We start from the raw sequence: 21,783 nt of genomic DNA on the forward strand, positions 1-21,783 counted from the left end.
GACCGGCAGCGGGCAAGACCGGGTCGGCACCACTGGTGGCCGGAGCTGCGCCGGCACCACCCGCGGCGAGCCAAGCGGGCCCCGCCGGGCGGCCGGCGCACCCCGCCGAGCGGGCACCGGGCCGAGCCGGGCCGTCCGGGCGGCCGGCACACCCCGCCGAGCGGGCGCCGGCCGTGGGATACCGGCAGCTCTGGGCGGTCGACCCGGATGCCTGGCGGGCCGCCGGGGCAGCCTGGCGGGGGTTGACCGACCGGGTCGGGTGCCGGGCCGACGAGTTGTCCGCCGGGGCGGCGGCGCTGCGCGCCGACTGGTCGGGCGGCGCTGGCGGGGCCGCCGACGCCCGGCTCGCGGCGCTGCGCACCGAGCTGACCACGGTCTCCCCCGCCCTGATCGAGGCCGATCAGGCGCTGGCCGAGTTCGCCGGTCGGCTGGGGGCGGCGAAGGGCCGGCTCGCCGCCGCGGTGACCCGCGCGGACGGCGCCGGGCTGCTGGTCGACCGGCAGGGGCGGGTCGCCGCCGATCCCGCCCGCGCGCCGGCCTCCCCACGGTCGGGGCAGGTCGCGGCCGGGGTGGGCGCGGCGATCCGGGAGGCGCTGGCGCTGGCCGGGGCGGCCGACCGGGAGGCGGCCGGCCGGCTGGACGCCCTGTCCGCCGCCGCCCGGTCGACGTGGGTCGCCCCGCCGCCGCCCGGCCGGCCCCCGCCCGGCGCCACCCCCGCCGCGGTGCGGGCGTGGTGGGCCGGGCTCACCCCCGCCCAACGGCGGTGGCTGGTGGCGCACGAGGCGGCGCTCGTCGGGCGCCTCGACGGGGTGCCGCTGGCCGCCCGCGACCAGGCCAACCGCCTGCTGCTCGGGGCGCGGCGGGAGGAGTTGGTCGCCGCGCGGCGCCGGCTGCTGGAGCGGGTGCCGCGCGGGCCGGTCGAGCTGGCCGGGCTGCTGCGGGTCGAGCGGGCACTGGCGGGGCTGGACGCGCTGACCGGGCGCCTGGCCGCTGGCGAGGCGCCCCGGGCGTACCTGCTGTGGCTGGACACCGCCGGCGAGGGCCGCGCGGTCGTGGCGCTGGGCAACCCGGACCGGGCGGCGCGGACGCTGACGTACGTGCCGGGGATGACCGCCGGCCTGCACGACGCGCCCGGCGAGCTGGGCCGGGCGGCGCGGGTGCTGTCCCGCTGCGCCGACATCGCGCCGGAGGAGGAGACCGCCGCGGTGCTCTGGCTGGACTACGACGCCCCCGACTTCCTGCACGAGGCGGCCTGGCCGGGGCATGCCCGGGACGCGGGCCCGGCGCTGCACCGGTTCCAGGAGGGGCTGCGGGCGACCCACGACGGGCCGTCGGGCCGGCAGACCGTGCTGGGCCACAGCTACGGCTCGCTGGTGGTCGGCACGGCCGCCCGCGACCACGGGCTGGCCGCCGACGCGCTGGTCTTCGTCGGCTCGCCCGGGGTGGGGGTCGCGCACGCCGCCGAGCTGGGCCTGCCACCCGGGCAGGTCTGGGCGAGCACCGCGCCGGACGACGTGATCCGGCTCGCCCGGCCGCCGGACGAGCTGGCCCGGCAGGCTCTGCTCGCCGCGTCGCCGCTCGGTGGGGCCGCCCGGCTGGCCGGCGGGCCGGAACGCGAGCTGTGGTTCGGCCAGGACCCGGCCCACCCGGGCTTCGGCGGGCGCACCTTCCCCAGCGGCCGGCACGGGCACAGCGGCTACTGGGCGGCCGACAACCCGGCGCTGGACGGCATGGCCCGCGTGGTGCTCGGCCGCTGACGCGACCTGTTCGCCCTCGCGGACGACCCGCCCGCCGCCCACCCAGGCGTTGAACGTGGCGACGCCACCTGAGACCTCGGCGACGAACGGCCCCGGACGGGCAGCGGGTCCCCAGGGGTCCCGGGATCGGCCGGCGGCGGGCGCCCCGCCGCCGGCCGGCGTCACTCGACCGTCACCGACTTGGCCAGGTTGCGGGGCTGGTCCACGTCGTGTCCCCTGGCGGCGGCGATCTCGGCGGCGAGGACCTGCAACGGCACGGTGGTGACCAGCGGCGCGAGCAGCGTCGGCGTACGCGGCACGTAGATCAGGTGGTCGGCGTAGCGGACGACCGCCTCGTCGCCCTCCTCCGCGATCACGATGGTCCGGGCGCCGCGCGCCCGCACCTCCTGGATGTTGGAGACCACCTTGTCGTGCAGCATGCCCCGGCCGACGGGCGACGGCACGATGCAGATCACCGGGGTGCCCTTGTCGATCAGGGCGATCGGGCCGTGCTTCAGCTCGCCGGCGGCGAAGCCCTCGGCGTGCATGTACGCCAGCTCCTTGAGCTTGAGCGCGCCTTCCAGGGCCACCGGGTAGCCGACGTGCCGGCCGATGAACAGCACGGTCGGCTCGGTCTTGAGGTCGCGGGCCAGCTCACGGACCGGCTCGATGCGGTCCAGCAGCTCGCGCAGCTTGCCCGGCATCCGGTGGAGCTGCTCGACGACGGCGGCCACCTCGTCGGCGAACTTGATCCCCCGCACCTGGGCCAGGTGCAGGCCGATCAGGTAACACGCGACGAGCTGGGTCAGGAACGCCTTGGTCGAGGCGACGGCGATCTCGGGGCCGCCGTGAGTGTAGAGGACGGCGTCGGACTCGCGGGGAATGGTGGAGCCGTTGGTGTTGCAGATGGCCAGGACGCGGGCCTTCTGCTCCTTGGCGTGCCGCAGCGCCATCAGCGTGTCCATCGTCTCGCCGGACTGCGAGATCACGACGATCAGCGTGGACCGGTCGAGAACCGGGTCGCGGTAGCGGAACTCGCTGGCCAGCTCCACCTCGCAGGGGATCCGGGTCCAGTGCTCGATGGCGTACTTGGCGACCAGGCCGGAGTGGTAGGCGGTGCCACAGGCGACGATGAAGATCTTGTCGACGTCGCGCAGGTCCTGGTCGCTGAGGCGGACCTCGTCGAGCATGATCTCGCCGGTGTCGGTGAGCCGGCCGAGCAGGGTGTCGGCGATGGCCTGGGGCTGCTCCTCGATCTCCTTGAGCATGAACCAGTCGTAGCCGCCCTTCTCTGCGGCCGAGGAGTCCCAGTCGATGTGGAAGTCCTTGCCGCTGGCGGGCTGGCCCGAGAAGTCGGTGATCTCGATGGTGTCGCCGGTGATGAGGACGATCTGGTCCTGGCCCAGCTCCACCGCGTCCCGGGTGTGCTCGATGAACGCGGCCACGTCGCTGGCGAGGTAGTTCTCCCCGTCGCCCCGGCCGACGACCAGCGGCGAGTTGCGGCGGGCGCCGACGACGGCGCCGGGCACCGCGGCGTCGACGGCGAGCAGGGTGAACGCGCCCTCCAGGCGCTGGCAGACCACCCGCATGCCGGCGGCGAGCAGCTGCGGGCCCTCGGGGTGGCCGGCGGCGCGCAGGTCGGCCAGTGCGGCGGAGAGCAGGTGGGCCGCGCACTCGGTGTCGGTGTCGCTGCTGAACTGGACGCCGTCGGCCTCCAGCTCGGCGCGGAGCTTCGCGAAGTTCTCGATGATGCCGTTGTGGATCACGGCGACGCGGCCGTCGGGGGCGAGGTGCGGGTGGGCGTTGCGGTCGGTCGGGCCGCCGTGGGTGGCCCACCGGGTGTGCCCGATGCCGGTGGTGCCGTCCCCGATGCCGATGGGGCTGGCCGCGCAGGACGTCGGGTCCTCGGCGGCCCGCTCGGAGAGCACCTTCTCCAGGTTGGCCAGCTTGCCGGCCTTCTTCTCGGTCAGCAGCTCGCCGTCGCAGACGATGGCGACGCCGGCCGAGTCGTAGCCGCGGTACTCCAGCCGCCGCAGTCCGTCGAGCACGATTCCGAGCGCCGGGCGCGCGCCGGCGTAACCCACGATTCCACACATGTCCCGCAGCCTAACCCAGTTCCGCTCATCGCGTGTGCGCGAAAGCCGGGTAAACGATCACTGAATTTGAGCGATCGGGTAACGGGCGGGACCCGGGAGGACAAACAGCCGCCCCCGTACGCCGGGGGCGAAACCGGCACGGGAAGTGGCTTGCCCGCGTCGGCCGCGTACGGCACCCTCACGGCCGCGCGCCCGTTTCCCGGAGGAGAGGCAGCCGCATGTCCACGCCCCGTTCCGCCGCTGCCCGACCCGCCGACCCCCGACGACGCCGGCGGATGCGGGTCGCCGCGCTGCTCGCCTGCGGCCTGCTCACGACGACGGGTTGCACGCTCTCCAGCGGAGCGGAGCAGGAGGCCGTCCCGCAGCCGGCCGCCACCTCGGCCGAGCCCTCGCCGACGCCGAGCGGCCCGGTGACCGTCGTGTACGAGGTGTTCGGAACCGGTCCGGCGGACATCGAGTACTTCGACGCCGCCGGCACTCTCCAGCAGTTGGAGCGTCAGGGACTCCCGTGGCGCCACTCGTTCACGGCGGACGGTCAGGCGCGGGTGATGCTGATCGCGTCGCAGGTGCTGGACTACCGAGGACAGTTCAGTTGCCGGGCCTCGGTGACCGGGCGCCCACCGGCCGAGGACACCATTACCGCCGGCGCGTGGCGACTGACCTGCGCCCCGTGAGGCCGTACCCGTCCGCGCCGTGCGGACCGACCGGCAACCAGCATCGGATCGACGCCTGCCCGTCTAGAGTGAGCCGCCGGTCCGCAGCGTGATCGACCGGCGACCGCCCTGGACCCCTTCGCGGCCGCCCCGCCCTCCTTCCCGGAGCACAGCCATGTCCCACGCCACGCCGTCGCCCGAGCCGACCCCGCCGGCAGGCCCGCCCGCACCCGATGCGGCCGCCTCCGGCCCGCGCGCGTCGGGCAAACGCCCTCCTACGGTGGACCTCCGCGTCGCCGCCGGCGCGGTCGTCGTCTTCGGCATCTGCGCCTGTCTCGGCCTCGCCGACCGCCTTGTCAGCACCGCCGACGGGGGCGACCCGGACCGTCCGCTCGCCCACCTGCCCCGCCCGTACCAGCAACCGGCAGGCGGCGGGTGGCCGACGGCGGAGCCGGCCCCGACGACTCCGCCGGCCGTGCCGGCACGGACTGTCGCACCGGCACGGACGCCCTCCGACGGGCCGGGCACGGTCACCGTCGTCTACGAGGTGACCGGCCGCGGGCCAGCCGACGTGGAGTACTACGACGCCAACGGTGACTTCGTCCAGACCGAAGGAGTCACCCTGCCCTGGCGGATGCGGTTGCGCGCACACGACGCCGAGCGGGTGATGGTGCTGGCCACCGGCCCCGACCGGAACAGCACGATCGGCTGCCGCATCACCGTCGACGGCCGGGCCGTAGCCGCGGACGGCGGCCGGTGGCAGGTCACCTGCAACAAGGGGACGACGGGTTGAACCCGGGCCGGGAGTCCGTAGGCTGGCGGGCGTGACGACCACCGCCGATGTCGACCCGCTGGTGGCGCGGATGCGCGCGTTCGGGACGACCGTCTTCGCCGAGATGTCCGCCCTGGCCGTGCGCACCGGCGCGGTCAACCTCGGCCAGGGCTTCCCGGACACCGACGGGCCGGCGGAGATGCTCGCCGCCGCGGCCGAGGCGCTGCGCACCGGGCAGAACCAGTACCCGCCGGGGCCGGGCGTCCCGGCGTTGCGCGCGGCGGTGGCCGCGCACCAGCGCCGGTTCTGGGGGCTGGAGTACGACCCGGACGGCGAGATCGTGGTGACGGCGGGCGCCACCGAGGCGGTCGCGGCGGCGGTCCTCGGGCTCTGCGAGCCGGGCGACGAGGTGGTCTGCTTCGAGCCGTACTACGACTCGTACGCCGCCTCGATCGCGCTGGCCGGCGCGGTCCGGCGCCCGGTCACGCTGCGTCCCGCCGCCGACGGCCGGTACGCCTTCGACCCGGCGGCCCTGCGCGCCGCGTTCGGCCCGCGCACCCGGCTGGTGCTGCTGAACTCGCCGCACAACCCGACCGGCAAGGTGTTCACCCCCGACGAGCTGGCCCTGGTCGCCGAGCTGTGCCGGGAGCACGGCGCGTACGCGGTGACCGACGAGGTGTACGAGCACCTCGTCTTCACCGACGCCGCCGCCGGTCACGTGCCGCTGGCGACCCTGCCCGGCATGCGCGAGCGGACGCTGCGCATCTCCTCGGCCGGCAAGACGTTCTCCTGCACGGGCTGGAAGGTCGGCTGGGTGAGCGGGCCGGCGGCGCTGGTCTCGGCGGTGCTGCGGGTGAAGCAGTTCCTCACCTTCGTCAACGCCGCGCCGTTGCAGCCGGCGGTCGCGGTGGCGCTGGCCCTGCCGGACGACTACTTCACCGGCTTCCGGGACGACATGCAGGCCCGCCGGGACCAGCTCGTCGGCGGGCTGACCGACGCCGGGTTCGAGGTGCTGGCACCGGAGGGGACGTACTTCGTCACCGCCGACGTCACCGCGCTGGGCGGGCGCGACGGCGTGGAGTTCTGCCGGTCCCTGCCCGAGCGGTGCGGGGTGGTCGCCGTCCCGACCCAGGTCTTCTACGACGACGCCGAGGCCGGTCGCCGGCTGGTCCGCTTCGCCTTCTGCAAGCGCCCGGAGGTCCTGACCGAGGCCGTCACCCGGCTGCGCCGGCTCACCGGCACGCGGTGACCGACGCCTGCGCCTGACCGTCAGCCGGCGGCGCGGGTCGGGCCGCTCCCCCGCTCCGCCGGCGTCCCCGCCGAGCGGGACGCCCGAAGCCTGGCGACCACCGCGCCGCCGTCGGCGAGCAGCACCCCCTCGGCGTCGTCGACGAAGGCCAGGTCGGCCTCGACGTGCCGACTCGCCGCCGAGAGCAGCAGGCCGACCACCGGGTCGTCGGCCCGGCGGCGCAGCCCGTCGAGGTTGCGCAGCTCCCGCATCAGGTGACCGCGTTGGTTGCCGAGCACCGTCCGCACGGTGGCCGGGTCGCCGGACCGGGCCGCGGCGGTCACCTTGAGGAAGAAGTCGTCCCGGAACCCGCCGCTGCGCGGGCTGGGCTCGGCGAGCCAGCGGTCCAGCTCGGCGTGGCCGTCCGGGGTGATCTCGTAGACCACCCGGTCGGGCTTGACCGGCTGCGGATGCCGTTCGGCCACCACCAGGCCGTCCCGGGAGAGCCGGTCGAGGATCTGGTAGAGGTGCCCGATGTTGAGCGGGCCCCACTGCGGGCCGACCGCCTCCTCGAAGGCGCCCTTCAGCTCGTAGCCGTAGCTGGGGCCGCCGGCGAGCAGGGCCAGGACCGCGTGCTGTATCGCCACCGTCTTCTCCGATCCGATCCGGACTGGCCCACCCCGATGGGCCTTGCATTGTCACAATGTATCGCGCACAGTGTGTTCAGCACACGGGGAGGCGCGACATGCTCAACATCGTCTGGAAGCAGCTTCGCGGCCGTGCGGGACGGTCGGTGGCGCTGCTGGTCGGCGTGCTGGTGGCGACCACCGGTTTCGTCGTCCTGACCGGCGCCACCACCACCTCACGACTCGACGTCACCGGCGCCGTCGAACGGAACACCGAGGCCGCCTACGACATCCTGGTCCGCCCGAAGGGCGCGCGCACCCCGCTGGAGGCCGAACGCCGGCTGGTCCAGCCCAACTACCTCTCCGGCCTCTTCGGCGGCATCACGATGGCGCAGTACGAGCAGGTGAAGGCGGTCACCGGGGTGGACGTCGCCGCCCCCATCGCCATGCTCGGCTACTCCACCGCCCCCGTGCCGACCCCGCTGGACCTGACCGGGGCGGTGGACCGGTCGCTCGACCGGCAGGTCATCCGCGTCGATCCCCGCTTCGTCGCCGAACGCGGCCTCTCCGGCGCGCCGGGCCGGTCCCGCTACGTGTACGTCACCACCCACCCGTTGATCTACCCCCGCACGGACGTGTCCCACTCCAGCGACTCCACGCCGTACACCGACGGACGCAGCTATCCGTGGGCCGACGTGTGCGGCCCCTCGCCGCGCGAGGTGCTGCCCGACGGCCGCACCCGGCCCGTCTGCGACCCCCGGTACGCCCTGGGCAGCCCCGGCGCGTACTCGGAACGCGAGGAGTGGTCGCTGGTGGCCGTGCGGCTGCTCCCCGACGGCCGGTTCGAGGCCGGCCGGGGCGTCTTCCCCGACGGCGGTACGGGCCCCTCGTCCACCTCGGACCGGCTGCGGATCGCGGTCAGCCTGACGGTGCCGCTCCTGCTCGCCGCCGTGGACCCGGCCGCCGAGGACCGTCTCGTCGGCCTGGGCGGGGCAGTGGTCGACGGGCGGGCGCTGGGCCCGGACGACACCACGACCGTCAAGCGGACCGGCTCGGCGGAGATGCTCAACGTGCCGGTGCTCGCGACCAGCACCCCCTTCGTCGACGAGGAGCTGCGCGCCAGCTTCACGCGGCTGCCCGCGGCCCGACCGGCCGGCGTCGAACTCGACGCGCTGGAGCGCGCCCTGCGGCGCGGCCCCGAGCTGCCCGCCGGCGAAGCCCGGCACGACGTGGCCGCCGGCTGGCGCACCCGGCTCGCCGCGGGCCTCTCCCCGGCCGGCTGCTGTTTCGGCCAGCTCCAGGCGATGGTCCAGGCGGGGCCGACGCGGTACGACCGGCTGCCCGACGGCACGCTGCGGGTCGGTGCGCTCCCGGCGGCCGATCCGGAGGTGTACGGCGATCAGTTCACCTTCAACCCCTTCCCGCGCCCCTGGCTCGCCGAGGACACGGGGGCGCGGTCGCTGCGCAAGCTCCCGCTGAAGAAGGGCGCGCCGGGCGAACTGTACCGGGGCTGGCGGGCCGTGGGGGTCTTCGACCCGGAGAAGCTGACCGGCTTCAGCGACCTCGGGCGGGTGCCACTGGAGACGTACGAGCCGCCGTCGGCGCAGGGCGCGGACGCCCGCAGCCGGGACGCCCTGGGCGGTCGTCCGCTGGAGCCGGGCGGCAACCACGCCGGCCACTTCTCCGCCCCGCCGCTGCTGCTGACCAACCTGGACAGCGTGCCGGCGCTGCTGGCGGGCGGCGGCAGTCCACAGGCGAAGGCCCCGATCAGCGCGATCCGGGTCCGGGTCGCCGACGTGGGCGGCTACAACGAACGCGCCGCCGAACAGGTCCGGCTGGTCGCCGAGCGGATCGCCCAGGTCACCGGGCTCGACGTCGACATCACGCTCGGCTCGTCCCCCACCCCGCAGGCCGTGGAGCTGCCCGCCGGTTCGTTCGGCCGGCCGGCGCTGCGGCTGACCGAGAACTGGTCGGCACTCGGGGTCGCCTCGGTGATCACGAAGGCGGTGGACCGCAAGAGCGTCGCGCTCTTCGTGCTGGTGCTGGTGGTCTGCGCGCTCTTCCTCGGCAACGCGGTCGCCGCCGCCGTCCGGGACCGGCGGTCCGAACTGGCGGTGCTCGCCTGCCTGGGCTGGCCGGCCCGGCGGATCGGCGCGCTGATCCTCGGCGAGGTCGCCGCCCTCGGGCTGGCGGCCGGGCTGCTCTCGCTGGCGCTGGCGATCCCGCTCGGGGCCGCGCTCGGCATCGACGTGGGGTGGCGGCGGGCGGCGCTGGCCGTACCGGTGGCGCTGCTGCTGGCACTGGTCGCGGGCCTGACGCCGGCCCTACGGGCCGCGCGTGCCCACCCGGCCGCCGCGCTGCGCCCGGCGGTGGCGACGGCGCGCTGGGTGCGCCGGCCGCGCACCCTGGCCGGCCTGGCCCTGGCCAACCTGGCCCGCACGCCCGGCCGCACCCTGCTCGGGGCCGGCGCCCTGGCCATCGGGGTGGCCGCGCTGACCCTGGTCGCCGCCGCCGGGTACGCGTTCCGCGGCGCCATCGTCGGCAGCCTGCTCGGCGACACGGTGTCGCTGAGCGTGCGCGGCGCGGACACCATGGCCGCCGTCGCGACGGTGCTGCTCGGCGCCGCCGCGGTCGCCGACGTGCTCTACCTGAACATCCGGGACCGGGCCGCCGAACTGGCCACCCTGCGCGCGGTCGGCTGGAGCGACGCCGCGCTGGGCCGCCTGATCGGGTACGAGGGGCTGGCCCTCGGGCTGCTCGGCGCGGTCACCGGCGCCGGCCTCGGGCTGGCCGGGGCGGCCTGGCTGGTCGGCGCCCTGCCCGGCGCGTTGGTCACGGTCGCCGCGCTGGTGGCGGTGGCCGGTGTCCTGGTCACCTCGATGGCCGCCCTGGTCCCGGCCGCGCTGCTGCGCCGGCTGCCGACCGCACGACTGCTCGCGGAGGAGTGACGATGGAGACGACGACGGTGGGCAGCACGGTCCGGGTCGCCGGGCTGGTCCGACGGTTCGGGGCCGGCCCGCAGCAGGTGACCGCGATCGACGACGTGTCCCTGGAGATCCCGGCCGGGACGGTGGTGGCGCTGACCGGGCCCAGCGGCTCCGGGAAGTCCACGCTGCTGCACATGATCGGCGCGATCGAGCAGGTCGACGGCGGCACCGTCACCGTGGACGAACTGGAGATCACCGGGCTCGGCCGGTCGGCCCTGACCCGGTACCGGCAGCGGGTCGGCTTCGTCTTCCAGCGCTACCACCTGCTGCCCGCGCTGACCGTGCTGGACAACGTGATCGCGCCGATGCTGCCCCGCCGGGGGCGGGCCGACCACGCCGCCCGGGCCCGGGAGCTGCTCGACGCGGTGGGCCTGGCCGGGCGGGAACGGGCCCTGCCGGCCCAGCTCTCCGGCGGTCAGCAGCAGCGGGTCGCGATCGCCCGGGCGCTGATGGGCTCCCCCGGGCTGCTGCTCGCCGACGAGCCGACCGGCAACCTCGACTCGGCCACCGGCGGGCAGATCCTCGACCTGCTGCTGGACCTGCGGGACCGGCACGGCATGACGATCCTGCTCGCCACCCACGAGCGGGCGGTGGCCGCCCGGTGCGACCGGCTGATCCGCCTCGGCGACGGGCGGATCGTCGAGGACGTGGACCTCACCGACGGCGAGGACCCGGCGGCCACCTTCCGGCGCGCCGCGGGCCTGCGCCTGTAGACCGGCCGCCGGCTGCCGCTCCTGGCGGACGGCTCAGACCGGTTCCCGACCGCCCGGGAAAGGCGACGGCCCGGGCCCGCCGGTGGCGGGCCCGGGCCGAAGGAAGAAGTCAGGCGGTCGGGCTGGCGACGCGCACCGCGCCGGCGATGCGCTCGGCCGTCTCGCGGGCGACGTGCTCCGTGGCGGCCTCGACCATGACGCGGACCAGGGGCTCGGTGCCGGACGGGCGGAGCAGCACCCGGCCGGTCTCCCCCAGCTCCGCCTCGGCCCGCTCGACCTCGGCCCGGACGGCGGGCGCGGCCGCGCCGACCGTGCGGTCGCCGACGGGAACGTTGACCAGCACCTGCGGCAGCCGGGTGAGCACGCCGGCCAGCTCGGCCAGGGACTTGCCGGTCGCGGCCATCCGCGACATCAGGTGCAGCCCGGTCAGCACGCCGTCGCCGGTGGTGGCGTACGCGGGCATCACGATGTGGCCGCTCTGCTCGCCGCCCAGCGCCAGCCCGGACGCCCGCAGCTCCTCCAGCACGTACCGGTCGCCGACCTTGGTCTCGACCAGCCGGATGCCCTCGCGGGACATCGCCAGGCGCAGGCCCAGGTTGCTCATCACGGTCGCGACCAGCGTGTCCTGCGTCAGCGTGCCGGCCTCCCGCATGGCGAGGGCGAGGATCGCCATCACCTGGTCGCCGTCGACCTCGTCGCCGTCGGCGGTCACCGCGACGCACCGGTCGGCGTCGCCGTCGTGCGCGATGCCCAGGTGCGCGCCGTGCTCGACCACGGCGGCCCGCAGGGCCTCGATGTGGTTGGAGCCGCACTCGTCGTTGATGTTCAGGCCGTCGGGCTCGGCGTGGATCGCGACGACCTCGGCCCCGGCCTCCCGGTACGCCACCGGCGCCACCTCGGCGGCCGCGCCGTTGGCGCAGTCGACCACGACCTTGATCCCGTCGAGACGGTGCGGCACGGTGCCGACCAGGTGCTGCACGTAGTGGTCGGCGCCGTCGAGCAGGTCGTGCACCCGGCCGACGCCGGCGCCGATCGGCCGTTCCCAGGCGGTGGTGGCGTTCGCCGCGACGGCCGACTCGATCTGCATCTCGATCTCGTCGGGCAGCTTGTGCCCGCCGGCGGCGAAGAGCTTGATCCCGTTGTCCGGCATCGGGTTGTGCGAGGCGGAGAGCATGACGCCCAGGTCTGCCTTGGCCTCGGCGGTGAGGAACGCCACGGCCGGCGTCGGCAGCACGCCCACCCGCACCACGTTGGCGCCGGCGCTGGTGAGCCCGGCCACGACGGCGGCCTCCAGCATCTCGCCGCTGGCCCGGGTGTCCCGGCCGACCACGGCGAGCGGGGGATGGCTCTTGTCCGACTCGGCAAGCGTGTGCGCGGCGGCGACCGCCACCGCGAGCGCCAACTCGGGCGTGAGATCCGCATTCGCCCGCCCGCGTACGCCATCCGTGCCGAACAACCGACCCATACCCGCCAACCTCCGATGAAACGGTCCAGAGAAAGGCGAACGGCCGGGCCGCCTCCCGTCGAGGGGAGGCGACCCGGCCGTTCGTCAGAAGTACAACGTGCCGCTGAAGGTCAGCGCTTCGAGTACTGGGGAGCCTTACGGGCCTTCTTGAGGCCGTACTTCTTGCTTTCCTTGACCCGGGCGTCCCGGGTGAGGAAGCCGGCCTTCTTCAGCGCCGGACGGTCGTCCGGCTCGCTGACGATCAGGGCCCGGGCGATGGCCAGCCGGAGCGCGCCGGCCTGACCGGTGGTGCCGCCGCCGCGCAGGTTGGCGATGACGTCGAACGCCTCCGGCTTCTCGGCGGTGACCAGCGGGTCCTTGATCAGCTGCTGGTGCACCTTGCTCGGGAAGTAGGCCTCGAGGTCCCGACCGTTGCAGGTGATCTTGCCGGTGCCCGGCACGATGCGGACCCGGACGATGGCCTCCTTGCGGCGACCCACGGTCTGGATCGGCCGGTCACCACGAGGCGCGCGGGCGACGGGCGCCGGCGCCTCGGTGGCCTCCTCGGGGGCAACCTCGGTGGCGGTGATGTCGGTCATGCTGATTCCTTCGCCCGCGCTCACTGCGCGATCTGCTTGATCTCGAACGGCACCGGCTGCTGCGCGCCGTGCGGGTGCTCGGCACCGGCGTAGACCTTCAGCTTCTTGATGAGCTTACGGCCGAGCTTGTTGTGCGGGAGCATCCCCTTGACGGCGAGCTCGATGGCCCGCTCGGGACGCTTGGTCAGCAGCTCGTCGTAGCCGACCTGCTTCAGACCACCCGGGTAACCGGAGTGGCGGTAGGCGACCTTCTGCTGCCGCTTGTTGCCGGTCAGCGCCACCTTGCCCGCGTTCACGATGACGACGAAGTCGCCCGTGTCGACGTGCGGCGCGAAAGTCGGCTTGTGCTTGCCGCGCAGCAGCGTGGCGGCGTGGGTGGCCAGGCGGCCCAGCACGACATCAGAGGCGTCGATGACGTGCCACTGACGCTCGATCTCACCCGGCTTCGGGCTGTACGTACGCACAGGTATACCTTGTCTCGTCGTCGGTCTGGGGTCGCGCGCCGAGGTTACCGGGCGCGCACGAACGACCAAGCGTACCTCAGGCGGCACGCCTCTGGATGTCGTACAACAGCAGGCAACGATACCCGCCGCCCCGTCGGCAGGTCAAAACGGGGTACCGCCCCGCCTGGCCCGTCACAGAGCATAGCCGGGGTCACACCCCGGCCGACCGGCGCGGGCCCGGCCGCAGGTAGACCAACCAGGTCGCCGCGAAACACACGGCGTACGCCACGACGAAGGCGACATACGCCGCGTCCGCGCTGCTCCCGGGTGGCGAAGAGCCCAGGCGACGCGCCGGCCGCCGTCGCCACGAAGTTCCCGAAGGTCACCCGGGCCCCGGCCGTCGCCAGCACCGCCAGCCCGACGAGCTGCACCGCCGGCACGCCGAGCGTCAGAGCTGTTGCAGGATGCGCAACGCCCGGCCGACCCGGAGCATGGTCTCGGTGTCGGCGACGTCCACGCACTCGGTGAACCACTTCTTCATCGGCGAGGAGAGTCGGTCGGGCATCACCACGTACGCGCCCATCGGCACCGCCAGGGGCGAGTCGCGTAGCAGCGCCTCCTCGACCACCTCGGCCACGATGACGATCGGCACGTCGGTGGAGTTGTAGACGTCGGAGCTGATCACCAGCCCGAGCCGTTCCCGGGCGCCGTCGATGCGCCAGACCTCGCCCCTACGCAGCACGCGGGCGCCCGCCGAAGAGCACGTCGTCGACCATGCCCACCTCGCGGGCGTCGGCGAGGGCGGCGGACTCGAGGTCGAGCCCGGCCCGGCCGACGGCTGCGGCGTGCGCGGTGAAGACCTCGCGCAGCGCCTTCTCCCGGGCCGCCTGGTCCATCCACGCCGACAGGGAGAGCCCTTCGCGCTTGGCGAACCGCCGGGCCTCCTCGATCGTCTCGTCGGAGAACGACAGGGTCACCTTGGCAGTCATGCCGTGCAGACTACCCAGCGGTACGACCGGCAGTCATCCCGCTCGCCGCCAGCCGGCAAACCAGACAAAGCCCCCGGCTGGCCCGTGGCGACCATCCGGTCGGTGCGCCGCGCCAGCATCAACGTGCCGAGCCCGGCCCCCGTCCACCGGGGCAGCTCGACAGTCCCGCACATCCACACGTCCGGCCCCCGAGGCCGCCCGGTCAGCCGGCCGCCTCGGCGTCGGGCCCACGTCGGCCGCCGAACACGGCGAACCGCCACTGCTTGAAGAAGCAGTCGACGTCGGCCAGTCCCGCCTCGGCCAGCCAGCGGCACTGCGCGGAGACCGGCGCCGGCCGGTCGTACGCCATCCGGCCCTCGGCGGCGGCGATCTCCTCGGCGTCGGAGCCCAGCGCGGCGACCTGCGCCAGCCACACCTCGTGGTAGCGCCGGTCGAGCTCCGGGGTCGGACCGGCGACCTGCTCGGCGTTGACGAACACGCCGCCGGGCACCAGCGCCGCCGCCGCACGCCGGTAGAGCGTGCGCTTGCCGGCATCGTCGAGGTGGTGGATGGCCAGCGCGCTGACCACCGCGTCGTAGCGACCGGCGGGCAGCGGGTCGGCCAGGTCGGCCGTCACCGTGCGGTGTGGCACCGACCGGGCCCGCAGGTGCTCGGCGGCGACCGCGAGCATGGCCGGCGCGGCGTCGACCAGGGTCAGCCGCACCCCCGGCACCGCCGCCGCGAGCAGCAGCGACAGCAGCCCGGTGCCCGCGCCCAGGTCCAGCACCTCGGGGGTACGCCCCGACGCCAGCGCGGCCCGCAGCGGCGGCGCGGCCACCTCCACGGCCGTGCCGTAGAACGCGTCGAAGCAGGGCACCAGCCGCCGGCGGGCCTCGTCGTAGCTGCCGGCCACCGCGTCGAAGGCCGCGCTCACACCCATGTCGCAACTCCCAGATCCCAGGACAGTTGTCTCACATCATAAGCGCCGCGATTCGGCTCGCCGCTTCCGTGCGGTGTGCGGGGCTCTTGACAGGACCGAAACAGACGCGACCCGGACCGGAAACCGCCCGCCGGCACGCTTTGCCGGCATGACGGACGGTGCACGGGCCGCGACTCGACCGGAGCGGAGGCCCCGGGAGGTGGCGACCGCCATGGACCCGGCCGCCACGACGCGCGCCTGGAGGCCCGTCTGCCCGCTCGACCGGCTGGAGCCCGAGCCGGGCGTCGCGGCGCTGGTCGACGCCGTGCAGGTGGCCCTCTTCCACACCGCCGACGGGCTGTTCGCCCGCGACAACCTCGACCCCGTCGGCCGGGCGTACGTGCTGTCGAGAGGCGTCGTCGGCCGCCGGAGGGGGGGTGCCGACGGTCGCCTCGCCGCTGCACAAGCAGGCGTACGACCTGCGCACCGGGGTCTGTCTGGACCTGCCCGGGGTCGCCGTGCCCCGGCACGAGGTGCACTGCCGGGACGGTCTGGTCGAGGTGCGGCTGCGACAGGAGGGGTGAATGCGCGACGAACTGGCCGGCTTCACCATCGGGGTGACCGCCGACCGCCGGCGGGACGAACTCGCCGCGCTGCTCCGGCGGCGGGGCGCCCGGGTGGTGATCGCCCCGGCCCTGCGGATCGTGCCGCTGGCCGACGACACCGGCCTGCGCGAAGCCACCCGGGCCTGCCTGGACCGGCCACCCGACATCCTGATGGCCAACACCGGCATCGGGATGCGCGGCTGGCTGGCGGCCGCCGAGGGCTGGGGGCTGGCCGAGCCGCTGCGCGGCGTCCTCGCCGGCGCGTACGTGGTGGCCCGGGGCCCGAAGGCGCGCGGGGCGATCCGCGCCGCCGGCCTGCACGACCAGTGGTCACCGGAATCGGAGAGCTGCGACGAGGTGGTCGACCACCTGTGCCGGCGCGGCGTCGCCGGGCAGGTGATCGCCATGCAGCTGCACGGCGAGCGGCAGCCGGAGTGCACGACGGCGCTGGAGGCGGCCGGGGCCACCGTGATCGAGGTGCCGGTCTACCGGTGGGCGGCGCCGACCGACCCGGCCCCGCTGCACCGCCTGATCGACCTGGTCGCCGGCCGGCTGGTCGACGCCGTCACGTTCACCTCGGCCCCGGCGGCGGAGGCGCTGCTGCGCGCCGCCGGGGACCGCGGCGACGCGGTGCTGGACGCGTTCCGGCGTGACGTGCTGGCCAGTTGCGTGGGGGCGGTCACCGCGGAGCCGCTGCTGCGGCGCGGGGTGCCGGTCAGCGCGCCGTCCCGGGCGCGGCTGGGCGCCCTGGTCCGGACCATCGTGGACGAGCTGCCGCGCCGCACGGTCACCCTGAGGGCGGCCGGCCACCTGCTCACCCTGCGCGGGCACGCCGCCGTGGTCGACGGCGAGCTGCGCCCGCTCGCCCCGGCGCCGATGGCCGTGCTCCGGGCGCTGGCACACTCCCCCGGCCGGGTGCTGTCCCGGACCGCGCTGTTGCGGACGCTGCCGCGCGGCGCCGACGAGCACGCGGTGGAGATGGCGGTCGCCCGGCTGCGCGCCGGGCTGCGGGCGCCCCGGGTGGTACAGACCGTCGTCAAGCGCGGCTACCGGCTCCGGGTCGACTGACGCGGCGGGGCGGCCCCTGCCGCCCGCACCGGGGCGGCCACGGGCACCGTCCAGCCGTGGCCGTTCTCAGCCGACCCGAGCCGGGAAGCCGCGGCCGTGCTCGGACTGGAGGCGGATCATGGCGTGCTCCACGACGGTCACCAGCACCTGCTTGACCGACTCCCGGTGCCGGGCGTCGGTCAACACCAGCGGCACGTCCGGCGAGATGGCCAGCGCCTCCCGGACCTCCTCCAGTTCGTACTGCGGCGCGCCGTCGAACCGGTTCAACGCCACCACGTACGGCAGCCTGCGGTTCTCGAAGTAGTCCAGCGGCGCGAAGGCGTCGGTGATCCGGCGGGTGTCCACGAGGACGGCCGCGCCCACCGCCCCCTTGATGATCTCGTCCCACATGAACCAGAACCGGGTCTGGCCGGGCGTGCCGAAGAGGTACAGGATCAGGTCCTCGGCCATGGTGATCCGGCCGAAGTCCATGGCGACCGTGGTGGTCTGCTTCCCCGGCACCTTGGACGGGTCGTCGATGCCGACCCCGGCCGCGGTCATCACCGCCTCGGTCCTGAGCGGGGTGATCTCCGAGATCGCGCCGACCAGGGTCGTCTTTCCCACGCCGAAGCCGCCCGCGACCACGATCTTCGCGGAGATGATTCCCCGGCTCTGGCGGGCCCCGGCGGGGTCATAGCCTGCGAAGTCCACTTAGCACCCTTCCAAGGATTTCCATCCGCTCCTCGAACCCCTCGGCGGGAGCGGCAGTGTGTAGCGTCAGCAGGCTCTCGGCCACCATGTCGGCGACCAGCACCCGGGTGACGCCCAGCGGCATCCGGGTGTATGCGGCGATCTCGGCCAGCGACTGCGCCCGCCCCTCGCAGACGGTGGCGATGCGGTGCTTGTCGTGCCCCGCGAAGCGGGACTCCGCGACCTGGGTTGGGGTGGCCGACAGGACCGCCTCCAGGGCGATGTCCATCTGCGCCTCGGTCCGACCGCGGGTGACGGCGTACGGCCGTACCAGCGCGCCGCGCGGGTCCGCGCGCCGTTGGTCCATCCGCGATCACCTCCCTTTCCCGGCCGGGCCCTTGTGGCACCGGTCTCCTCGTCCCTCGCCGACGCGGAGCCCGCGTCGCAACCCGCCTACGACCGCACGGCGTCCCGGGGCAGCGGCACCAGCGCCGCGCCGACCCGCTCCACCAGGAGCGCCATCTCGTAACCCACCTGCCCGACGTCGCAGCTGCGGGCCGCCAGCACCGCCATCGACGAGCCGTCGCTGATCGACATCAGGAAGAGGTAGCCGCTGTCCATCTCGATGACCGTCTGCAGCACACCGCCGGCGCTGAACATCCGGGCGGCGCCCTCGGTCAGGCTGACCACGCCCGAGGTGATCGCCGCGAGCTGGTCCGCCCGGTCCGCGGGCAGGTCCCGCGAGGAGGCGAGCAGCAGCCCGTCGGCGGACACCGCCACCACGTGGGCGATACCCGCCACGCTGTCGGCGAAGTTGGTGAGCAACCAACTCATGTCCTGCATGGCCGCTGGCCTGTTCATCGACTCGTCTCCTTGGTCGAGGTGCTGTTCTGGTCCGTTCCGGCCGCCCGGCCGCGCTGCACGCCGCGGTGGTAGGCCGACAACAGACCCCGTACTTCGTCGGGGGTGCGCCGGCTACGGTCGCGGCCGCCCTGGGGCTCGATCCCGCCGGGCACGAGCTGCGCCTGCGGCACCCGCTTGGGCAGCCCGGACCGGGTGGTGCCGGCGGCGGCCGGCTCCGCGGCCCGGCTGGCCCGGGACCAGCCCTCGTCGGCCGCCGTCCGCCAGGCGTCCGCGTCCGCCGCGGGCGCCGCCGTCGGCGGGTCCGCGACCGGCGTCGCGGCCGGCGTCGCGGGGGTCGCGTCCAGCGTCACGGGCCGCGCCGGGGCCGGGGCCGGCGGGGTGTACGCCGGCGGCGGCTGCGCGGGCGGCGGGGTGGCCGTGCTGCCCGGCGTACGCGTGGGCAGCCGTGGCGGGCGCGACTCGCCCGTCGTCGGCTGGGCCGCGGCCGGCTGGCCGGCGGACGGCTGGGCCTGCGGCGGCTGGCTGAAGTCCGGGCGGGTGAAGATGGCGGTGGCGTCGTTGCCGTGCGAGCGGAACCACACCGCCTCCATCTCGCGGAAGATGGGCGCCTCGGCCGGCAGCTCGGCGCGCGGGGTGATCGGCGCGGCCGGTGTGATCGGCGCGGTCGGGGCGGTGGCAGCCAGGTTGGCCCCGAGGCCGCGGCCCGCGCCTGCTCCGAATCCGCCGGCCGCGGCGGGGCCGGCCGGCAGCGGGGTGGTGGCCGGTTGGCCGGCGGTCGGGCCGGCCGGCAGCACCGGTGCGGCCGGCGCGGTGGCCTCCGCCCCGGGGACACGCTTGGGCAGCGGCTCGACCGCGGGGTAGGCGACGGTCGGCGTGCCGACCGAGACCCCACCGCCGGTGAAGGTCGGCTGGGCCGGCGTCGCCGGAGGGGCCGACGGCGTCCCGGTCAGGCCGCCGGCCTGCACCGGGGACGCGGCGTCCCGCGCCTGCTCGGGCGCCTGCCACGGCGCCGGCGCGGACCGCCACTGGTCGGTGAGGGTGGCGGTACGCCCCGTTCCGGCGAGCGGCTCGCCGAGACCGACAGGGGTGAGCGGCGTCTGCTCGACGGCGAGCGGCTGCCGGGGCCGGGTGATCTGCTGGTCGCGGCTGGGGAGCTGCGGCAGCACCACCGTCGCGGCGGGGAGCGTCACCTGGGCGACGGTGCCGCCCTCCACGTTGCGGCGCAGCTCCACCCGGATGCCGTAGCGGGAGGCGAGCCGACTGACCACGGCCAGACCCATCAGCCGGAACGCCGCGACGTCGACGCTCGGCGGGGCCGCCAGCCGGCGGTTCAGCGAGTCCAACTGCTCGTCGGTCAGGCCGAGGCCCCGGTCCTCCACCTGGATCAGCACGTAGTCCCGGATGCGCCGGCCGTCGGCGACCACGGTCGTCGTCGGCGGCGAGAAGCGGGTGGCGTTGTCGAGCAGCTCGGCGACCAGCCGGACCACGTCGTTGACCGCGTGCGCGGCCACCGAGATGTCGGTGTCGACGGTGCCGAACTCGATCCGGTTGTAGAGCTCGACCTCGGACTGCGCGGCGCGCAGCACGTCCACCAGAAGGGCGTCGTCGCGGCGCGGCACGGCCGAGTCGGCGCCGGCCAGGACGAGCAGGTTCTCGTCGTTGCGGCGCATCCGGGTGGCGAGGTGGTCCAGCTCGAAGAGCTGCGCCAGCCGCTTCGGGTCCTCCTCGCCGCGCTCGATCGCGTCCAGCTCGCCGATCATCCGGTCGACCAGGGTCTGACTGCGCCGGGCCAGGTTGAGGAACATCGCCGAGACGCTGGTGCGCAGCGCGGCCTGCTCGGCGGCCACGCGGACCGCCTCGCGGTGCACGACGTTGAAGGCGAGCGCCACCTGCCCGACCTCGTCGCGGCTGTCGAGCCGGATCGGGTCGCGCACCTCCCGGACGATCTCGTCGACGCCGCCGTCGCCGACGTTGCCGACGTTCTGGAGCCGCTTCACCGCGTCCGGCAGGTCGTGGTTGGCCACCGAGAGGGCGCCCTCCCGCAGCCGGCGCAGCGAGCGGTTGAGCGAGCGGGCCAGCACCACGGCGAGGCTGACCGCGATGGCGAGCGTGAGCAGCACCAGCACCGACTCGACGACGGCCTGCCGGATGACGTCCGCGCGGGCCTGGTCGGCCTGGTCGAGCAGCCGGTCCTGGAGCCGGATCTCGGCCCACCGCATGAGGTCGTTGACCGCGCCGAAGGCGGCGGTGGCCTCCTGGGCGGTCACCAGCGGGCGCTGCCCGACCGAGCGGGTGATGTCGGCCGCGACCCGGTCGGCGAGGGTGACCGCGTCGCCCGAGACGGTGCCGTCGACGAGGGCGCGCTGGGTCGGGTCGGCGGCCAGGGAGAAGGCGAGCAGCGCCTCCTGCTGGCTGGTCAGGGTGGCGACGAAGGAGGAGAACTGTTCCTCGTCGAGCGAGCCGGCGCTCAGCGCGGTGAAGGCGACCGACTGCTCCTCGGCGACGGCCGCCTTGGCGCGGGCGAACGCGGCGACCGCACGCCGGGCGTCGGCCAGCCGCTCCTCGCCGGGCAGCTGGGCGAGCCCGTCGCCGTACGCGACCAGGTCGGTGATGATGACCCCGTAGCGCAGCGCCGCCTCGGCGACCGCCATCTGCTGGCGGTCCAGCACCTTCTGCCGGGTGGCGGCCAGCGTCTCCAGGTGCTCGTCGATGGTGGCCAGCCGGTTCCGGACGGCGGCCGGCACCTCGCCGATCCGCCCGCGCTCCGCCCGGTAGGCGTCGATCCGCGCGTCGGTGCTGCGCACCCGCAGGTTGTAGGCGTCGGCCTTCTGCTGCGGCGCGGCCAGGAAGGCGGACGCCGCCATCCGCTCGGCGTGCAGGTCCTGGGTCATCGCGGAGATGTCGATGGAGAGCGCCGTGACGGCCCGGGCCTGGGTCGCGTCCAGGGCGCCCTCGCCGACGGAGATGAGCCGGACGGTGGCCAGCGCGATCACCGCGGCGACCGGCACCACCAGGATCAGCGCGAGCTTGGAGCGGATCCGCGCGTCGCGCAGCCGGGGCATCCTCCGGCGCTTCGACTGCTCGCTCTCGCCGCCGCCGCCGGGCAGGGTCGTCGGTCCGGTGCTCACGACATCGCCTCCGTCGTTTCTTCCACGCCTGCCCCGCCGACTCGCGCCCGGTGCAGCGGACTGCGCCACACGCGGCACGGCCGCGATTTCATCAGAAGCGATCCAGTTTGGGAAGCCGCAGTGGGGAAAGAAACGGTCGGAGGGCACGCATCCCGTGATCCGGTCAACTAATACCTTCAATTCTTCATGCCCGTGAACAGGGCATGTAACTCCAGAGTGGTCATCCGTGTCGGATTAGTGAGCGCCGGCAAACTTCTCGCAGCCC

19 protein-coding genes and 1 pseudogene are annotated in these 21,783 nt (G+C 74.9%); 8 read left to right on the forward strand and 12 right to left on the reverse strand.

The features are described from left to right. The first annotated feature begins 173 nt into the window (after positions 1-173). Complete coding sequence (locus ABT006_RS08020) at positions 174-1,757, forward strand: alpha/beta hydrolase (protein ID WP_350704092.1); 1,584 nt, start codon at positions 174-176, stop codon at positions 1,755-1,757. A 161-nt stretch (positions 1,758-1,918) separates the two neighbouring features. Here the strand turns inward: ABT006_RS08020 and glmS are convergent, their stop codons facing one another. After that, positions 1,919-3,832, reverse strand: a complete 1,914-nt coding sequence (glmS, locus tag ABT006_RS08025) for a glutamine--fructose-6-phosphate transaminase (isomerizing) (protein WP_350704094.1) — start codon at positions 3,830-3,832, stop codon at positions 1,919-1,921. 218 nt (positions 3,833-4,050) lie between these two features. On the opposite strand from glmS, the gene ABT006_RS08030 reads away from it, so the two are divergent. The 3 genes from ABT006_RS08030 to ABT006_RS08040 all read left to right on the forward strand — a co-directional run bounded on the left by ABT006_RS08030 (position 4,051) and on the right by ABT006_RS08040 (position 6,506). Beyond that, positions 4,051-4,506, forward strand: a complete 456-nt coding sequence (locus ABT006_RS08030) for an MmpS family transport accessory protein (protein WP_350704096.1) — start codon at positions 4,051-4,053, stop codon at positions 4,504-4,506. Positions 4,507-4,765: 259 nt separating this feature from the next. Then, a complete protein-coding gene (locus tag ABT006_RS08035; RefSeq protein ID WP_350704098.1) occupies positions 4,766-5,278 on the forward strand; it encodes an MmpS family transport accessory protein in 513 nt (170 codons plus the stop codon). A 31-nt stretch (positions 5,279-5,309) separates the two neighbouring features. Further along, entirely contained in the window at positions 5,310-6,506 is a 1,197-nt protein-coding gene (locus ABT006_RS08040) for a pyridoxal phosphate-dependent aminotransferase (protein WP_350704100.1), read from the forward strand. 20 nt (positions 6,507-6,526) lie between these two features. On the opposite strand, the gene ABT006_RS08045 is transcribed toward ABT006_RS08040, so the two are convergent. Continuing rightward, positions 6,527-7,132 (reverse strand): PadR family transcriptional regulator, encoded by a 606-nt coding sequence (locus ABT006_RS08045; protein ID WP_350704102.1) that lies wholly within the window; start codon positions 7,130-7,132, stop codon positions 6,527-6,529. Positions 7,133-7,230: 98 nt separating this feature from the next. Here ABT006_RS08045 and ABT006_RS08050 point away from each other — a divergent pair, with 98 nt between their 5' ends. Together ABT006_RS08050 and ABT006_RS08055 are read left to right on the forward strand one after the other, a co-directional pair. Next, positions 7,231-10,059, forward strand: a complete 2,829-nt coding sequence (locus tag ABT006_RS08050) for an FtsX-like permease family protein (RefSeq protein ID WP_350704104.1) — start codon at positions 7,231-7,233, stop codon at positions 10,057-10,059. Between the two features lie 2 nt (positions 10,060-10,061). Next, positions 10,062-10,811 carry an ABC transporter ATP-binding protein gene (locus tag ABT006_RS08055; protein ID WP_466022835.1) on the forward strand — a complete coding sequence of 250 codons (750 nt, stop codon included), beginning with the start codon at positions 10,062-10,064 and terminating at the stop codon, positions 10,809-10,811. 109 nt (positions 10,812-10,920) lie between these two features. Here the strand turns inward: ABT006_RS08055 and glmM are convergent, their stop codons facing one another. The 6 genes from glmM to ABT006_RS08085 all read right to left on the reverse strand — a co-directional run bounded on the left by glmM (position 10,921) and on the right by ABT006_RS08085 (position 15,205). Next, entirely contained in the window at positions 10,921-12,276 is a 1,356-nt protein-coding gene (glmM, locus tag ABT006_RS08060) for a phosphoglucosamine mutase (protein WP_350704106.1), read from the reverse strand. A gap of 110 nt (positions 12,277-12,386) precedes the next feature. Beyond that, entirely contained in the window at positions 12,387-12,854 is a 468-nt protein-coding gene (rpsI, locus tag ABT006_RS08065) for a 30S ribosomal protein S9 (protein ID WP_350680952.1), read from the reverse strand. A gap of 20 nt (positions 12,855-12,874) precedes the next feature. Next, a complete protein-coding gene (gene rplM / locus ABT006_RS08070; RefSeq protein ID WP_350704107.1) occupies positions 12,875-13,318 on the reverse strand; it encodes a 50S ribosomal protein L13 in 444 nt (147 codons plus the stop codon). Positions 13,319-13,745: 427 nt separating this feature from the next. Then, complete coding sequence (locus tag ABT006_RS08075) at positions 13,746-14,039, reverse strand: type II toxin-antitoxin system PemK/MazF family toxin (RefSeq protein ID WP_350680954.1); 294 nt, start codon at positions 14,037-14,039, stop codon at positions 13,746-13,748. Beyond that, the gene (locus ABT006_RS08080; RefSeq protein ID WP_208417965.1) at positions 14,029-14,286 is read right to left on the reverse strand and encodes a DUF6364 family protein; all 258 of its coding nucleotides are present in this window, start codon (positions 14,284-14,286) and stop codon (positions 14,029-14,031) included. Before ABT006_RS08080 ends, ABT006_RS08075 begins: the two co-directional genes overlap by 11 nt. A gap of 202 nt (positions 14,287-14,488) precedes the next feature. After that, positions 14,489-15,205 carry a methyltransferase domain-containing protein gene (locus ABT006_RS08085; protein WP_350704108.1) on the reverse strand — a complete coding sequence of 239 codons (717 nt, stop codon included), beginning with the start codon at positions 15,203-15,205 and terminating at the stop codon, positions 14,489-14,491. Positions 15,206-15,416: 211 nt separating this feature from the next. On the opposite strand from ABT006_RS08085, the pseudogene nirD reads away from it, so the two are divergent. Beyond that, positions 15,417-15,768, forward strand: a pseudogene (nirD, locus tag ABT006_RS08090) (nitrite reductase small subunit NirD). Then, the gene (locus ABT006_RS08095) at positions 15,769-16,857 is read left to right on the forward strand and encodes a uroporphyrinogen-III synthase (RefSeq protein WP_350704110.1); all 1,089 of its coding nucleotides are present in this window, start codon (positions 15,769-15,771) and stop codon (positions 16,855-16,857) included. Between the two features lie 66 nt (positions 16,858-16,923). Here ABT006_RS08095 and ABT006_RS08100 read toward each other — a convergent pair whose 3' ends face one another. The 4 genes from ABT006_RS08100 to ABT006_RS08115 form a co-directional block, all read right to left on the reverse strand. Continuing rightward, positions 16,924-17,547, reverse strand: a complete 624-nt coding sequence (locus ABT006_RS08100; protein WP_350704111.1) for a GTP-binding protein — start codon at positions 17,545-17,547, stop codon at positions 16,924-16,926. Beyond that, positions 17,528-17,893 carry a DUF742 domain-containing protein gene (locus ABT006_RS08105; protein ID WP_350704113.1) on the reverse strand — a complete coding sequence of 122 codons (366 nt, stop codon included), beginning with the start codon at positions 17,891-17,893 and terminating at the stop codon, positions 17,528-17,530. Before ABT006_RS08105 ends, ABT006_RS08100 begins: the two co-directional genes overlap by 20 nt. 86 nt (positions 17,894-17,979) lie before the next feature. Beyond that, positions 17,980-18,387, reverse strand: a complete 408-nt coding sequence (locus ABT006_RS08110) for a roadblock/LC7 domain-containing protein (protein WP_067359650.1) — start codon at positions 18,385-18,387, stop codon at positions 17,980-17,982. After that, a complete protein-coding gene (locus ABT006_RS08115; RefSeq protein WP_350704114.1) occupies positions 18,384-21,518 on the reverse strand; it encodes a sensor histidine kinase in 3,135 nt (1,044 codons plus the stop codon). Before ABT006_RS08115 ends, ABT006_RS08110 begins: the two co-directional genes overlap by 4 nt. Positions 21,519-21,783 lie beyond the last annotated feature (265 nt).

The sequence above is a fragment of the Micromonospora sp. NPDC002717 genome (assembly GCF_040295705.1).
GTDB lineage: Bacteria > Actinomycetota > Actinomycetes > Mycobacteriales > Micromonosporaceae > Micromonospora.

What these genes read in the sequence shown, in the direction of transcription:
- glmS (WP_350704094.1), bottom strand. Translation starts at nt 3,832, where the DNA reads ATGTGTGGAATCGTGGGTTACGCCGGCGCGCGCCCGGCGCTCGGAATC.
- ABT006_RS08030 (WP_350704096.1), top strand. Translation starts at nt 4,051, where the DNA reads ATGTCCACGCCCCGTTCCGCCGCTGCCCGACCCGCCGACCCCCGACGA.
- ABT006_RS08050 (WP_350704104.1), top strand. Translation starts at nt 7,231, where the DNA reads ATGCTCAACATCGTCTGGAAGCAGCTTCGCGGCCGTGCGGGACGGTCG.
- ABT006_RS08055 (WP_466022835.1), top strand. Translation starts at nt 10,062, where the DNA reads ATGGAGACGACGACGGTGGGCAGCACGGTCCGGGTCGCCGGGCTGGTC.
- glmM (WP_350704106.1), bottom strand. Translation starts at nt 12,276, where the DNA reads ATGGGTCGGTTGTTCGGCACGGATGGCGTACGCGGGCGGGCGAATGCG.
- rpsI (WP_350680952.1), bottom strand. Translation starts at nt 12,854, where the DNA reads ATGACCGACATCACCGCCACCGAGGTTGCCCCCGAGGAGGCCACCGAG.
- ABT006_RS08080 (WP_208417965.1), bottom strand. Translation starts at nt 14,286, where the DNA reads ATGACTGCCAAGGTGACCCTGTCGTTCTCCGACGAGACGATCGAGGAG.
- ABT006_RS08085 (WP_350704108.1), bottom strand. Translation starts at nt 15,205, where the DNA reads ATGGGTGTGAGCGCGGCCTTCGACGCGGTGGCCGGCAGCTACGACGAG.
- ABT006_RS08095 (WP_350704110.1), top strand. Translation starts at nt 15,769, where the DNA reads ATGCGCGACGAACTGGCCGGCTTCACCATCGGGGTGACCGCCGACCGC.
- ABT006_RS08105 (WP_350704113.1), bottom strand. Translation starts at nt 17,893, where the DNA reads ATGGACCAACGGCGCGCGGACCCGCGCGGCGCGCTGGTACGGCCGTAC.
- ABT006_RS08110 (WP_067359650.1), bottom strand. Translation starts at nt 18,387, where the DNA reads ATGAACAGGCCAGCGGCCATGCAGGACATGAGTTGGTTGCTCACCAAC.